We start from the raw sequence: 14,464 nt of genomic DNA, 5'->3' as shown, positions 1-14,464 counted from the left end.
CTATGTAGGCCCCGCATACCATGCGCAGAAGACTCCCTTCCACCCAGGCCCTGATCTGCTTCGAGGCCGCGGCCCGCCACGAAAGCTACACGCGCGCGGCGCAGGAACTCGCGCTGACGCAGAGCGCCGTATCGCGGCAGATCACGGCGCTCGAAGACTTCCTGGGCATGGCGCTGTTCCGCCGCACACGCCACGGCGTGGCGCTGACACCGGCCGGCGCCGACTATGCGCGCCAGATCTCGCGCCAGCTCGACAGCATGGAGCGCGACACGCTCGACGCGATGGCGCGCCAGGGCATCGGCGGCGCGCTGCAGCTGGCGGCAGTGCCCACCTTCGCGACGCGCTGGCTGATCCCGCGGCTGCCGGATTTCGCAGACAGGCACCCCGACATCACGGTGCACATCGAGACGCGCACCCGCCCCTTCCTGTTCAACGAAACGCCGTTCGACGCGGCGGTCTACACCGGCACGCCGGCCCAGGCGGCCAACTGGGCCGGCACGCGCGCGGTGCTGCTGCTGCACGAGGACGTGCTGCCGGTGTGCAGCCCCACCCTGCTCGGTGCCAAAGCCCAGCTGTCGCCCGCCGCCATCGCGAGGATGCCGCTGCTGCAGCAGAGCACGCGGCCCGATGGCTGGCACCAATGGTTCGACGCGCAGAAGGTGGACGCGCCTCGTGCGCGCAGCGGGCCGAGGTACGAGCTGTTCTCGATGATCGCGGTGGCCGCGGCGCACGGCCTGGGTATCGCGCTCATGCCGCGCATGCTGATCGGGCCCGAGCTGGAGCGCGGCGAGTTGGTGGTGGCCTGCGACCGGCCGCTGCGGGCCGAGCGCGGTTATTACCTGGTGACGCCGGCCAGCGGCGACGAGCGCCCGGCGTTGATGGCATTCAGCGAGTGGCTGACGGCGGAGGCGAGCGCGAGCAAGGCCTGACAGGCGGCAAGTTCCCGCGGGTCGCCCCTTACTGGCATCCGGCGCGCGAGTCTTCTATGCTTCGATTCCTGCCCGGCAGCCCGGCCGGCAAGAAGGCGACTGCCGCCACACGCACGCACGAAGGAGCGACCATGTCATTGCGCATCAACGACGAAGCCCCCAACTTCACCGCCAAGACCACCCAGGGCGACATCGATTTCCACAACTGGATCGGCGACCAATGGGCCGTCCTGTTCTCCCATCCCAAGGACTTCACGCCGGTGTGCACCACCGAGCTGGGCTACATGGCGAAGATCGAGCCCGAGTTCACCAAGCGCAACGCGAAGCTGATCGGCCTGAGCATCGATCCGGTCGATGCGCACGACAAGTGGTCCGACGACATCCAGGAAACACAGGGCCATCGCCCCAAGTACCCGATGATCGGCGACACCGACCTCAAGGTGGCCAAGCTCTACAACATGCTGCCGGCCGAAGAGCCGGGCAGCTCGGACGGCCGCACCGCGGCCACCAACGCCACCGTGCGCTCGGTCTTCATCGTCGGCCCCGACAAGAAGATCAAGCTGATGCTGACCTACCCGATGACCACCGGCCGCAACTTCGACGAGATCCTGCGCGTGCTCGACTCGATGCAGCTGACGGCCAGGCACAAGGTGGCCACGCCGGCGAACTGGAAGCAAGGCGACGACGTGATCATCGCCGGCTCGGTGTCGGACGACGATGCCAAGAAGCTGTTCCCCGACGGCTGGAACGCGCCCAAGCCTTACCTGCGCGTGGTGAAGCAACCGCGCTGAACCCGGCGGGCGCATGCTCTTCGAGCAGGTTGCCACCGGCGGCTGCCAGTCGTACCTGGTGGGGTGCGAGCAGAGCTGCGTGGCAGCGCTGATCGACCCCGAACTGAGCCAGATCGACCACTACCTCGGCCTGGCGTCACGCGAAGGCGTGCGCATCCGCTACCTGGTCGACACGCACACGCATGCCGACCATTTCTCGGCCACGCGCGAGCTGGCGCGCCAGCTCAAGCTGCCGGTGGTCATGCACCGGTCGAGCCCGGCGCCCTTCGTCGACATGCGGCTGGCCGACGGCGAGATGCTGGTGCTGGGCAAGCTGCGCCTGTCGGTGCTTCACACGCCGGGCCACACGGCCGACTCGATGTGCCTGCAGGTCGAAGACCGGCTCTTCACCGGCGATACGCTGCTGATCGGCGCCACCGGCCGCACCGACCTGCCCAGCGGCGACCCGGAGGCGCTGTACGACAGCCTCTTCAACCGCGTGCTGCAGCTGGACCCGTCGCTCAAGGTCTGCCCGGCGCACGACTACAAGGGGCGCACGCATTCGACCATCGGCGAGGAGCTGGCCAGCAACCCGCGCCTGCAGAAACGCGAGCGCACCGAGTTCGTCGCGATGATGAAGAGCCTCAACCTCACGATGCCCACGCATGTGACCGAGGCGCTGCGCACCAACATGAGCGGCGGCAAGACGGTGGCGCGGCTGCTGGCCGAGGCAGGCGCGACGGTGCCTTTCATGTCGCTGGCCGAACTCAAGGCGCGCGTGGAAGCGGGTGAGGACGACCTGATCGTGCTCGACGTACGCGAGCGCGACGCCTACGAAGCCGGCCACGTACCGGGCGCACGGCACCTGCCGCGCGGGCAGCTCGAGCTGCGCGTGAACCAGGACCTGCCCGACCCCACCCGGCGGATCCTGAGCTGTTGCGAGCTGGGCTACATCTCGACGCTGGCCGCGGCCACGCTGCGCGACATGGGCTTTCAGCACGCCGTGGCGCTCGATGGCGGCATGAAGGCCTGGCGCGAGGCGAGCTATCCGTTGAAAGCCGGCAAGGAGCCCTGAACCCATGGCAAGACTTTCCCACGACGAGGTGGCCCGGTACGAACGCGAAGGCTGGGTGATTCCCGAATTCCGCCTGCCGCCGCGACGCGTTGGGCAGATGCAGGACGCGCTCAACGAGCTGATCCACCGCAACCCCGGCGTGCGGCCCGAGAAGCTGGTGTCGGCCCACATCGAGGGCGACAACGGCGAGGGTGTGCGCGGCAGCCGGCAGTTTCTCGACCTGGCGATGGACCCGGAAATCGTCGAGCTGGTGTCGGGCGTGATCGGCGAGGACGTGATCCTCTGGGGCTGCCATGTGTTCTGCAAGCCGGCCAGCGAGGGCTTCGAGACGCCGTGGCACCAGGACGGGCACTACTGGCCGATCCGGCCGCTGGCCAACTGCACCGTGTGGGTGGCGCTGGAGCCGTCCACCACGGCCAACGGCTGCCTGCGCGTGATCCCGCGCTCGCACGAGGCGCAGGTGCTGCATCCCCATCTGCACGAGGACCGCAACGACCTCACGCTCAACCAGCGCATGGCGGCCGGCAGCTTCGACGAGGGCCAGGCGGTCGACGTGGAGCTGCAGCCGGGACAGATGTCGCTGCACGACGTCTACATGATCCACGGCGCGCGCGCCAACACCTCGACCATGCGGCGCACCGGCGTGGCACTGCGCTACATGCCCGCGACGTCGGTGTTCGAGCGCGACATCCGGCCGTCGGACGGCAAGACGGGTGTGGCGGTGAACTTCGCACATCGGCCGCTGTGGCTGCTGCGCGGCGTGGACCGCAGCGGGCGCAACGATTTCGACGTGGGCCATCGGCGGGCCGGGGCAGCCTGACACGCTGCGGGCACCTGCTGCTGCGCAGCGATTTCCTGCCGTCTGTATCTGTTCGCCGCGCGTCGATGCTGCGACGATCGACCCGCAACCAACAGCACGGACATGGCATGAGCGACTCCACACGAAGCGCGATCGCAGACCGCATCGCTGCCGACATCGGCTTCCGCTTTTCGGACGAGATCCGCGTAGGCGGCCACTACGCGCCTGCGGTGCGCGACGGGCGCACCGTGTACATCAGCGGCCAGGTGCCCCGCATCGGCACCGAGGTCGCCGTGACCGGGCGCGTCGGCGAGACGGTTTCGCTGGACGACGCGCGACGGGCCGCGCAGATCTGCACGCTGCGCACGTTGGCCATCCTGCGCGGCATGCTGGCCTCGCTCGATGCGGTCGAGCGGGTGCTGCGCGTGTGTGTCTTCATTCAATGCACCGGCGACTTCACGCAGCAAAGCGAGGTGGCCGATGCCGCATCGGACTTGCTGCACGAAGTGTTCGGCGATGCCGGTGTGCATGCGCGCACCTCGGTCGGCGTATTTGCGCTGCCGAAGAACGCGGCGGTCGAACTCGACCTGGTGGTGGCGGTGCGCGACGGCGCCTGAGTTGCAAGCCGGTCAGGCGCGCGCCGAGGCGCTCGTCGTGCCGCTGGTCCCGGCCAGCATCGTGGGGCTCACTTCATCCATCAGGCGACGCAACAGCTCGCCGGCGGCGGGATTGGACGTGCGATTCGCCAGGCGGGCGATGCCGAGCGTGCGCACCAGGATGCGGTCGTCCAGCGCGACCGACTGCAGCCCCGCATCGCGCGCGCTGGGAACGATGCCGGCCGGCACGATGGCCGCGCCGGCGCCCTGCCGCACCAGGCTGATCACGGTGGCGAAGCTGGCCGCGACGATCGACGCATCGACGGCGATGCCGGCGGCAGCACAGGCGGCGTCGATCAAGGCACGCGTGCGCGAGCCGAGCGGCAGCGACACCAGGCGCCGGCCGTCGATGGCCTGAAGCCCGAGCGATGCCGGGTCCGCGCGGACCGTGCCTTCGGAATGGATCAGGTGGAAGGACTCGGTGCCCAGCACGTCGACGTGGAACTCGCCCTCCAACCCGTCGACCGCGCAGATGCCGAAGTCGGACACGCCACTCTGCACGTCCTGCGTGACCGATTCCTGCACGCCTTCGCGCAGCTGGATCTCGACGCCCCTGAAGCTGTCCGCGTACTTGGAGAGGATGACCGCGAGCGGCCCCTGGGCGAAGGACTGGAGCGACGACACGATGATCTGCCCGCGCCGCAGCGAGCGCAGGTCTTCCATGTTGCGCAGGGCGATGCCGAGGTCGTTCAGGATGCGCTCGGCCACCGCGACGAACTCGCGGCCGGCGTCGGTCAGCTCGACCCGGCGCGTGCTGCGCGCGAAGAGCGGCATGCTCAGCGTCTCCTCGGCACTCTGCACGATGCGGCTCAGGGACGACTGCGACAGCCCCAGCGTCGAGGCGGCCGACACGAAGCTGCCGCACTTGGCCACGGCGACGACCGCGCGCAGCTGGGTGGTGGAAACGTTGGCGTCGCTGATGGCCATGCTGGCGTCGGGGTACGGGCGATCGTGCGGCGTTCAGCGGACGCGGGCGGTCTTGGTCGCGTAGTAGATGCAGTGCCGCCAGGCACGCGCCCGGTTCTCCTGGCTGGCCCATGGATAGCGTTCTGCAAACAGGGCATTGAACCGGCCCTCGACCTGTGCCGGCTCCAAGGTCGCGGACAGGCTCAACGCAGTTTGTTGCCCGTAGAGGATGGCCGCTTGGCAGGTTTCGTCGAGCCCGTCGAGCTGCCGCGCGTCGAGTGTGGGATGCCGGGCTCTCAAGCGTGTCTGGATCGGGCTCAGCCAGTTGCCGAAGTCGAGCGCAAGGTCCAGCGCGCTGTTCAGCAACTCATCAGGGGTCTCCGCTGGCGCTCGCCAGCGGCGAAGATATCCAAGCAGGCTCAAGGTGTTTCGGCGGCCGCCTCAATAATTGCGAGTTTCGGGATAGTAATCCTAACTATCTCGATATGCAAACTTATGAGAGGTCACGGCGTCGCCCAGCGGGCTCGCGCACGCCGGGCGGATCGATCGTTCCACGATCGGCGGCGCCGATGACGACGCACCGTCGGGCGACGCCGAAAGACGGCGCCGAGCGCGCAGGCTCAGGCCGTCAGGCCCGCCAGCACGCTGATGGGGTCGGCTTGGGCAGCGGGCGCGCCCAATTGCCCGGCCTCGGCCAGCACGACCTCGGCATGGGTCTTGTCGTGCCCGTGGAGCCAGGGAATGGTCGCATCCTCACGCAGCAGCGAGAGCTCGTGCTCGTAGAAGCGCATCAGCTCGTCGCCGGTGCTGTGCGACAAGTACAGCCGCATGTCGTGCTCGGCGATGCCCAGGTAGCCGTCGAGCACCAGTTCGACGTGCAGGTGGTGCAGGCCACTGGCGCGCAGGTTCATGCCCGAAAGATAGAGCGCCTCGGCCGTCATCGCGGTCGAGATGGCCAGAGTGCCGCGGGTGCGCAGCAGCGCTTCGGCCTGGGCGATGCGGGCGATGAAGCCGGCGAGGTTGTGGCCGCGGAAGCGGGGATGCACCCAGCCCGCGCCGATATAGCCGAAGAGAGCCTCGGGGCCGAGTTCCGGGCCGGACTGCGGCAGCCAGCCCTCTTTTTCCTTGCAGCGGTACAGGGCGCCCTGGTTGTAGGCCTCGCCGACGCGGCGCAGGGCACTGCCGTTGCTCATGGTCCGGTAACCGGTCAGCGCCACCGGCGCATTGCCGTCGTCGAAGCAGACCCAGAAGTTGTACGGATTGAAGTCCTTCGGGTCTTCGAGCACGAAGGGAAGCTGGACATAGCCGGTCCCGGTGGCCGCCTCGTAAGTCTTCAACAGCACGGAAAGATCATCGCCAAACGTCACGTTCAGGCCGGAGTCTTCCAGCTGGCGCACGAGTTGATCCTGGTATTCCGCGATCTCCGACAGTTGCATGGCGAGTCCCTCGAGGTGATGTCAAATCCCGCACAGCGGGCTAAGAAACTTGGAAATTCCCACAAACGATTGCGCATTACTCCACTTGCACAGATTTGATGCAAGTTGTATGTGACGCTCGTCCAGACTTAGTCGCGCGGAATCGACGAAGTGTTACGTAAAGTAAGCGTTCAACTTAGCTCCGCTGCACTCACATGAATACTTTTGGCACGGCGGTGGCAGGTGTGGGTTACGGTTTGTATCGAGACTTCGAGGCCGTCTTGGTGTTCAACTCGGAGGTCCGCGCTGACAGGAACAAAAGCCGCCGGCTCAGACGGCAAACAGCCTTGTAAGGCGAAGCTATTCATCGGCGGGACGCTCCGGGGCGCCCCGCGAGCGATGGTGTGGTTTCCCACCGTCATCATCGGTAATTGCCTACACAAATCGTCGAAAACAACGTCACTTCAGGCCTGCAAATCCGCGCGGCGGTCTACAGTGAGGCACCCAAGGGAATCATGACCAGAGCGAAACTGCGAATCACGGGACCTGATTCGAGCCCGTACGTGCTCGGTGCGCCGATGTACTTGTACGACGGTTCGCTGCACATCGCCACGCTCGACCCCGTGCCGGTGAACCGCGAGGGGACCGAGGTCCACATCGAGCACTTCAGCCCCACGGCGATCGTCACCCAGCACAAGATGGAGATCAGCAAGCTTGCGCTGGTCGAAATGGTGTACTTCGTCGCCGAGAACTTCACCTCGGTCCAGGCCATCAGCCTGTCGCTGAGCCGCCAGGTCGAGGGCTATGGCGATGGCATGCGTCTGGCCGGTGCACGCTCCGCCTTTCTGCAGAGCCTGGGCGCCGGCAACATCATGATCTCGCCCAAGCCCAATGCCGAGCACATGGGCCACTTCATCGTGAGCGGGCTCTGGGAATACAACCCGGTCAATCTTCAATCGCTGGCATCCGTGCTCGAGAGCGAGCGCGAGCTCTACTACGCGAGCCGCGTCGACTTCGCGTCTGCCGAAGAAGCCCGCCGGCCGGGCCTGGGCGCCTGGATGCGGCGCTTCATGCCCAAGGCGGTACCCCGGGGCGACGAGGGCAAGGGCTGAGCCGATGCTGGACGCCCTGGGCCCATTTCTTCTGCACTGGGCCATCATCGCCCTCTCGCTCTGGATCGCCAGTCACATCTTCAGTGGCATCCGCTTCGAGAGCACCTCGGCGCTGGTGGTTTCCGCCCTGTTGCTGGGCCTGGCCAACGCGCTCGTGAAGCCGGTGCTGATCTTCCTGACCCTGCCGCTGACGCTCCTGACCTTCGGGCTCTTCTTACTGGTCATCAACGCCCTGGTGCTGCTGCTGGTGGCCGCGCTGGTCAAGGGCTTCAGGGTCTCCGGCTTCTGGACGGCCCTGTTCGCTAGCCTTTTCGTATCGCTTCTGAGCATCGTCTTCGGCGCCCTGGTCGGCGGCAGCGACCCGGCCACTACCATCCAGATGCCGGACGGCGGCAACTGGCTGTAACCGGGCGCTAGGCGCCTGCGCGCCCGACGGCCGGCTCACCGCTCGAGGCCGCGCGGCGTTCGCTGGACAGCGACCAGGCGAACACCCCCAACCCCGCCAGCGCCAACAGCGCGCCCACCCAACCGGTCGACGTCCAGCCCAGCCCGGCCGAGATGGCGGCCCCGCCGAGCCACGCCCCCAGGGCGTTCGCCATGTTGAAGGCGGAGTGGTTGAGCGCCGCCGCGAGCGTCTGCGCATCGCCGGCCACGTCCATCAAACGGATTTGCAGAGCCGGGCCAATGGCCACGATGCTGCCCACCAGCATCACGCAGATCGCCGCCGTCACCACGTGATGCGCCGCGAAGGAGAAGCTGCAGAGCACGAGCGCCGCCCACACCAGCAAAGCCCCGATGGTCGGCATGAGCGCCTTGTCTGCCAGCCGCGCGCCCACGAGGTTGCCGCCGACCATGCCAACGCCGAACATCGCCAGCACCAGCGGAACGCCCGCCAAAGGCAAGCCGGCCACCTCGATCAGCGTCGGCTTGACGTAGCTGAACACGGCGAACATGCCGCCGAAGCCGATGGCAGCGATGCCCAGCGTCAGCCAGACCTGCTTGCGCCGCAGCGCCCCCAGCTCACGCCAGGGGCTCGCGCCCGTTTCCGCGGGCAGCGGCGGCAGGGCGCGGCGCAGCATGACCATCGCAAGCACCGCGATCAGGCCGACGAACACGAAGGCCGAGCGCCAGCCCAGATGCTGGCCCAGCCAGGCCGCGATGGGCACACCGACCAGCGTCGCGCCCGTCAGCCCCAGCATCACCAGCCCGACCGCGCTGGCCCGGCGCCCCGGCGGTGCGAGCGAGGCCGCCACCAGCGCCGCCACGCCGAAATAGGTGCCGTGCGGCAATCCGCTGGCAAAGCGCAGCAGGTTCAGCGACAGGTAACCCGGCGCCAGCGCGCTGGCGAAATTGCCGAGCGCGAAGACCGCCATCAGCGCGATCAGCAGCGCCCGCCGTGGCCAGTTGGCCGCCAGCACCGCCAGGATCGGCGCGCCGAGGACCACGCCCAGCGCATAGGCGCTGATGACGTGGCCGGCTTGCGGGATGGTGATGCCGATGTCGGTCGCGACTTCGGGCAGGAGGCCCATGATCACGAACTCCCCGGTGCCGATGGCGAATCCACCGACGCCGAGGGCGATGACGGCCTGGACGAATCCGGGCGATGCAGACGGGGGAGCGGAAACAGCGGGCGTCGAAGTAGCGGGCATGGCAGGGCTAGGGTTAACCCTGAACTTAGCACGGGCTGCCGAAATCTTGCTGCACTGCCGCAAAAGACTTGGCGGCGAAGTCTGGCACTCGCCGCTCAAGTTGTTACACAGTTGCCGGCCCAGTCGGCGAAGTTTCCTGCACGAACCTTGCTGCCGAGTCCGCTCGGATCAAGCCCCGCGAGCACCCTCTTCCGCCGCCCGCTGCGCTGCGAAAGCCACGAACCAATCCAGGCTTCCCGGATTGGCCATCGCCTCCCGGTTGACCACTTTCTCGATCGGCTGGCCGAGCAGCAGCTTCTTGATCGGCAGCTCCTGCTTCTTGCCCGACAGCGTGCGCGGAATTTCCGCGACCTGAAAGATGTCGTTGGGCAGGAAGCGCGGCGACAGCTGGGTGCGTATCGCGTCGTTGACCTTTCCGCGCGTCGTCTCGTCGAGCGCCACGCCGGGCCGCAGCACCACGAAGAGCGGCATATAGCTGTCGCGGCCCAGGTATTCGAGGTCGACCACCATCGAATCGAGCACCTCCGGCAGCCCCTCGACCGCGCTGTAGATCTCGCTGGTGCCCATGCGCAGGCCTTGCCGGTTGATGGTGGCGTCGCTGCGGCCGTAGATGACGCAACCGCCGTCGTCGCCGATGCGGATCCAGTCGCCATGGCGCCACACGCCCGGGTACATGTCGAAGTAGCTCGAGATGTAGCGTGCGTTCCCTTCGTCCCCCCAGAAATAGAGCGGCATCGACGGAATCGGCTGCGTGCAGACCAGCTCGCCGACCTCGCCGACGACCGGCTGCCCCTGCTCGTTCCAGGCCTCGACGGCCGCGCCGAGAAAGCGGCACTGCATCTGCCCGGGCACCTCGGGCAGTTCGCGGTTGCCGCCGACGAAGGCGCCGCAGAAATCGGTGCCGCCCGAAATGTTGTACCACCACACCGCCGGCGAGCCGGCCGCCAGCACGAGCGCCGTGCCCCAGCGCTGCACCTCCTCCGACAACGGCGATCCCGTGCTGCCCAGCGCACGCACGCGCGACAGGTCGCCGCACGCACCCACGTCGACGCCGGCCTTCATGCAGTTGGCGAAGTAAGCCGCACCCGCGCCGAAGAAGGTCACACGGTGCCGCGCGACGAAACGCCACAGCACGGTCCAGTCGGGCTTCTCCTTGCTGCCCGCCGGGTTGCCGTCGTAAAGGCAAATGGTCGCGCCGCAGCATAGGCCCGCCAGCTGCGAGTTCCACATCACCCAGCCGGTGGAGCTGTACCAGTGGTACCGCTCGCCCGCGTTGTTGGCCTCGTAGCTGGGCCCCAGGTCATGGTGCAGGCCGCCCACGTACATATTGAGAATGACGCCGCCTTGCCCGTGCACGATGGGCTTGGGCAGGCCGGTGGTGCCGCTCGAATAGACGATCCAGACCGGGTGATCGAAGGGCAGCCACTCGGGCGCGAAAGCCGCCGTGTCCGCATCGTCGCGCGCGACGGCCTCGGCCCACGCCGCATCGGCCGCAACCTGTTGCGCCGCGAAAGGCGTGCGCAGCAGCAAGAGCTTGCGCACGCTGGGCAGCGCGGCACGGAGTTCCTGCACCACTGCACTGCGGTCCAGCGCCTTGCCGCCGTAGTGCACGCCATCGGCCGCGATCAACAGCTTGGGCTCGATCTGGCGAAACCGGTCGACGACCGACGCCGTGCCCATGTCCGGCGCGCACACGCTCCAGATCGCGCCAATGCTGGAGCAGGCCAGAAAGGCGACCATGGTCTCCGGCCGATTGGGCAGGTAGGCCGCCACGCGATCGCCGCGTTCCACGCCCAGCGCGCGCAACGTGAGTGCGACGGCGGCCACCTGCCGGCGCAGTTCAGGCCACGACATCTCGCGCACCTGGCCCAGTTCGTCCTCGCTGACGATGGCCGGCAGCCCGGCGGCATGTGCGGCATCGACGTGGCGCAGCACCTCGCACGCGTAGTTGACCTGCGCGTCCGGGAACCACTGCGCGCCGGGCATGCGGGCTTCGACCAGCACCTGACCTGGCGTCGCGGGCGACTGCACACCGCTGTAATCCCAGATGCTGCGCCAGAAGCCATCGAGGTCGGTGACCGACCAGCGCCACAGCGCGTCGTACGAATCGAAGGCCAGGCCGCGCTGGTCGCGCAGCCAGTTTTGGTAAAGGCGGATGCGAGGGACGAAGGGCGCTGTCATGCGGCCGAGCGTATCGGCGGGCGCACGCGCCGTGTCAGCGGGAATGCCCCATGGGCGGCGCCGCCTCTCGCACCCGTTCGCTCAATGCCTGCCGGAAGGCCGGCATGCAAGGCCCACCGGCCGGCAGCCCACCGAACGCACGCGCCTGCGCCACGCTGACGATGCGGTCCTCACGATAGTGGCGCCCGCTCTCGATCGCCGCCTCGAAAGCATTGGCGCGCGCATTGGCTTCCTGCGTGTCTGCATCCACCAGCAGCACCGCGTGCGCGAGTACGGCATGGCGGCGCGGCGTGCTGCCGGCGATGGGCCGCCAGTACTGCGCGGTGCCGACGATCTTGCGTGCGGCCTCGCCTTCGCCCCAGGCCAGGTTGAAGCGGCCGTCGCAGAACGACCCTTCGACGGCCTGCCAATGCGTTGCGACGCCGACCTCGGCCAGCGCATCGCGCAGCAGTCCGCACAGCCACAGGTAGATGGGCTCGGCCTGCTCGCCGGCAACGCCGGCTTCCGTCCACGCCATGCTGAGGTTCAGGATGCCGGGCCCTTGCGGCACCAGGCCACCGCCGGACAGCCGCAGGTGCACCGGGCAGCCCTCGGCCGCGAACCGCGCCCGGGCTTCTTCGAGCTTGGCGTGGCGGCGGTAGCTGCGCGGCACGGCCAGCGACAGCGGCGCCTCCCAAAGGTGCGCCACCGCATCGCCGGCCGCGGCGCGGTCGAGCAGCGCAGACTCGGCCGCCATCGGGTCGGATGGCAGCGCGGCCGGGTCGACGAAGGTGAAGGGCATCAGCGCGCCATTGTGAATGGCCTGCGCACGCCCTTCGGCTCAGCGCGCCAGGTGCTGCCGGAGCAGCGCATTGACCTCGCCCGCCTTTTCCATCTGCGGCATGTGCCCGGCGCCCGGCAACACATGCACCGTCGCACCCTCGGGCACCTGCTGCGCATGCGCGGGGGGAATGATGCGGTCCTGCTCGCCCCAGACCACCAGCACGGGCAGCGTTCGCGCATCGAGCCGACGGCCCGGTTGCTCTCGCTGCCGTCCCTCGCCGAACAGGCTGGAACCCAGCGCGCCCAGCGCCTCGGCCACGCCGTCGAGGCGCTTGTACGCGAGCAGGTCGTCGAGCATCTGCCGGCTGGCCAGCCCCGGGTCGGCGAACAGCTGCTCCACCACCGGCTTGAGTTCGCGGCGCGACTGCGCGGCGACGAAGCCATCGGTGTAGCCGTTGTTGACTTCGTCGCCCAAGCCCGCGCCGGCGATCAACGCCAGCGAGCGAACGCGTTCGGGCGCATCGAGCGCAAGCTGCGCCGCCACGCCGCCGCCCATCGAATGACCGACCAGGTGTGCAGCTTCGATGTCCAGCACGTCCATGAAGCGCGCGACGAAGGCCGCCAGCGCCGCCAGCGTCGTGCCGGGGAGCTGCGGGCTCGATTGCCCGTGCGCCGGCAAGTCGAGCGCCACCACCGCGCGGCCTTCGGCCAAGGCATCGAGGTTGAACAGCCAGTTGTCCAGGTCACCCCCGAAGCCGTGGAGGAACAGCACCGTCTGCCCGCCTTCGCCCTTGCGGGCGTAGCGCACGCGCAGGCCGTCGACGTCGGCGAAGCGATAGGCAGGCGCCGCGGCCTCTTCGCCCTCGTCGTCGACCGGCGTTTCGTAGGCCGCGACGTAGGCATCGATGTCCGCGTCGCTGACCTCGGCCGGCGCGAGCACGCCCAGCAGCGCCTTCACCGGCAGCACGTCACCCTCGGCCGCCACCTTGCGGCGCAGGCGGCCGGCATCGGGCGCCTCCACCGCGTTGGCGATCTTGTCGGTCTCGACGTCGAGGATCGGCATGCCGACCGCGATGTCCGCGCCCTCCTCGACCAGCCAGGCGTTGACGGTGCCCTCCTTCATCGACAGCCCCCACTTGGGCATGACGATCGGCGTGATGGCCGTGTTGGCGGCAGCGCTCATCAGTGCTTCCCTCCCTTGCCCAGCGTGCGGCGCGCCGCCTCGGCGATCTGCGCGGCGCTGGGGATGTACAGGTCTTCCAGCACCGGCGAGAAAGGCACCGGCGTGTGCGGCGGGCACACCATCTCGATGGGCGCCTGCAGCGCCGAGAAGGCCCGCTGCGCCACCTGCGCGGCCACGTCGGTCGCGATGTTGCAGCGCGGGCTCGCCTCGTCCACCACCACCAGGCGGCCGGTGTTCTCCACCGTCTCGAGCACCGTGTCGATGTCGAGCGGAGACAGCGAACGCAGGTCGATCACTTCGGCTTCGATGCCTTCCTTCGCCAGCGTCGCCGCGGCTTCGAGTGCGCGGTGCACCATCAGCCCGTAGCCGACGATCGACACGTGCTTGCCGTCACGCGCGATGCGCGCCTCGCCGAAAGGAATGGTGTAAGCACCCTCGGGCACCTCGCCCTCGAAGCCGTAGAGGTTCTTGTGCTCGCAGAAGATGACGGGGTCGTTGTCGCGAATCGACTGGATCAGCAGCCCCTTGGTGTCGTAGGGCGTGCTCGGGCACACCACCTTGAGGCCCGGGATGTGCGTGAACAGCGGCGTCAGCATCTGGCTGTGCTGCGCGGCGGCGCGAAAGCCCGCGCCCACCATCGCGCGAATCACCACCGGCGTCTCGGCCTTGCCGCCGAACATGTAGCGGAACTTGGCGGCCTGGTTGTAGATCTGGTCGAAGCACACGCCCATGAAGTCGATGAACATCAACTCGGCGATGGGGCGCATGCCGCAAGCGGCCGCACCGATGGCCGCGCCGACATAGGCAGACTCCGAAAGCGGCGTGTCGAGCAGACGGTCGCCGTGCTTGGCGTACAGCCCCTTGGTGACGCCGAGCACGCCGCCCCAGGCGTCCTTCTCGCCGGCGGCGCCGGCACCGCCGACGATGTCTTCGCCGAGCATGATCACGCTCGGGTCACGGGTCATTTCCTGGTCGATCGCTTCGTTGATCGCCAGCTTCATGCTGAGTTTGCGGGCCATGTGGGTCT

15 protein-coding genes are annotated in these 14,464 nt (G+C 68.2%); 7 read left to right on the top strand and 8 right to left on the bottom strand.

Annotated features, from left to right (window positions below):
* The first annotated feature begins 20 nt into the window (after window positions 1-20).
* The 5 genes from B0W80_RS02775 (at window position 21) to B0W80_RS02755 (ending at window position 4,190) form a co-directional block, all read left to right on the top strand.
* Window positions 21-929, top strand: coding sequence for a LysR substrate-binding domain-containing protein (locus B0W80_RS02775; RefSeq protein WP_076997570.1), 909 nt, complete (start codon window positions 21-23; stop codon window positions 927-929).
* A 131-nt stretch (window positions 930-1,060) separates the two neighbouring features.
* The gene (locus B0W80_RS02770; protein ID WP_076997613.1) at window positions 1,061-1,720 is read left to right on the top strand and encodes a peroxiredoxin; all 660 of its coding nucleotides are present in this window, start codon (window positions 1,061-1,063) and stop codon (window positions 1,718-1,720) included.
* Between the two features lie 13 nt (window positions 1,721-1,733).
* Complete coding sequence (locus tag B0W80_RS02765) at window positions 1,734-2,774, top strand: rhodanese-like domain-containing protein (RefSeq protein WP_076997569.1); 1,041 nt, start codon at window positions 1,734-1,736, stop codon at window positions 2,772-2,774.
* Window positions 2,775-2,778: 4 nt separating this feature from the next.
* Window positions 2,779-3,594 carry a phytanoyl-CoA dioxygenase family protein gene (locus B0W80_RS02760; protein WP_076997568.1) on the top strand — a complete coding sequence of 272 codons (816 nt, stop codon included), beginning with the start codon at window positions 2,779-2,781 and terminating at the stop codon, window positions 3,592-3,594.
* 107 nt (window positions 3,595-3,701) lie between these two features.
* Window positions 3,702-4,190, top strand: a complete 489-nt coding sequence (locus B0W80_RS02755; protein WP_076997567.1) for a RidA family protein — start codon at window positions 3,702-3,704, stop codon at window positions 4,188-4,190.
* Window positions 4,191-4,202: 12 nt separating this feature from the next.
* Here the strand turns inward: B0W80_RS02755 and B0W80_RS02750 are convergent, their stop codons facing one another.
* From B0W80_RS02750 to B0W80_RS02740, 3 genes are all read right to left on the bottom strand, one after another.
* Window positions 4,203-5,156, bottom strand: a complete 954-nt coding sequence (locus tag B0W80_RS02750; RefSeq protein ID WP_076997566.1) for a LysR family transcriptional regulator — start codon at window positions 5,154-5,156, stop codon at window positions 4,203-4,205.
* Between the two features lie 33 nt (window positions 5,157-5,189).
* On the bottom strand, window positions 5,190-5,558 hold the full coding sequence (locus tag B0W80_RS02745; protein ID WP_143684451.1) for a hypothetical protein: 369 nt from the start codon (window positions 5,556-5,558) through the stop codon (window positions 5,190-5,192).
* 197 nt (window positions 5,559-5,755) lie between these two features.
* Window positions 5,756-6,571, bottom strand: a complete 816-nt coding sequence (locus B0W80_RS02740) for a hypothetical protein (RefSeq protein ID WP_076997564.1) — start codon at window positions 6,569-6,571, stop codon at window positions 5,756-5,758.
* Between the two features lie 494 nt (window positions 6,572-7,065).
* Here B0W80_RS02740 and B0W80_RS02735 point away from each other — a divergent pair, with 494 nt between their 5' ends.
* Both B0W80_RS02735 and B0W80_RS02730 read left to right on the top strand, forming a co-directional pair.
* A complete protein-coding gene (locus B0W80_RS02735) occupies window positions 7,066-7,662 on the top strand; it encodes a hypothetical protein (RefSeq protein WP_143684450.1) in 597 nt (198 codons plus the stop codon).
* Window positions 7,663-7,666: 4 nt separating this feature from the next.
* Window positions 7,667-8,068 (top strand): phage holin family protein, encoded by a 402-nt coding sequence (locus B0W80_RS02730; protein WP_076997562.1) that lies wholly within the window; start codon window positions 7,667-7,669, stop codon window positions 8,066-8,068.
* A gap of 7 nt (window positions 8,069-8,075) precedes the next feature.
* On the opposite strand, the gene B0W80_RS02725 is transcribed toward B0W80_RS02730, so the two are convergent.
* The 5 genes from B0W80_RS02725 to B0W80_RS02705 form a co-directional block, all read right to left on the bottom strand.
* Complete coding sequence (locus tag B0W80_RS02725) at window positions 8,076-9,311, bottom strand: MFS transporter (RefSeq protein ID WP_076997561.1); 1,236 nt, start codon at window positions 9,309-9,311, stop codon at window positions 8,076-8,078.
* A 168-nt stretch (window positions 9,312-9,479) separates the two neighbouring features.
* Window positions 9,480-11,492 (bottom strand): acetoacetate--CoA ligase, encoded by a 2,013-nt coding sequence (locus B0W80_RS02720; RefSeq protein ID WP_076997560.1) that lies wholly within the window; start codon window positions 11,490-11,492, stop codon window positions 9,480-9,482.
* A gap of 34 nt (window positions 11,493-11,526) precedes the next feature.
* Window positions 11,527-12,273, bottom strand: a complete 747-nt coding sequence (locus B0W80_RS02715; RefSeq protein WP_076997559.1) for a hypothetical protein — start codon at window positions 12,271-12,273, stop codon at window positions 11,527-11,529.
* A 39-nt stretch (window positions 12,274-12,312) separates the two neighbouring features.
* Window positions 12,313-13,437: an acetoin dehydrogenase dihydrolipoyllysine-residue acetyltransferase subunit gene (locus B0W80_RS02710; RefSeq protein ID WP_076997558.1), complete on the bottom strand. Its 1,125-nt coding sequence runs from the start codon at window positions 13,435-13,437 to the stop codon at window positions 12,313-12,315.
* On the bottom strand, window positions 13,437-14,456 hold the full coding sequence (locus B0W80_RS02705; protein ID WP_076997557.1) for an alpha-ketoacid dehydrogenase subunit beta: 1,020 nt from the start codon (window positions 14,454-14,456) through the stop codon (window positions 13,437-13,439). Before B0W80_RS02705 ends, B0W80_RS02710 begins: the two co-directional genes overlap by 1 nt.
* Window positions 14,457-14,464 lie beyond the last annotated feature (8 nt).

It is taken from the genome of Variovorax sp. KK3 (assembly GCF_001984055.1).
Classification (GTDB): domain Bacteria; phylum Pseudomonadota; class Gammaproteobacteria; order Burkholderiales; family Burkholderiaceae_C; genus Variovorax.
Note: the sequence above shows the minus strand (reverse complement) of the source record. Positions and strands in the feature narration are given on the sequence as shown.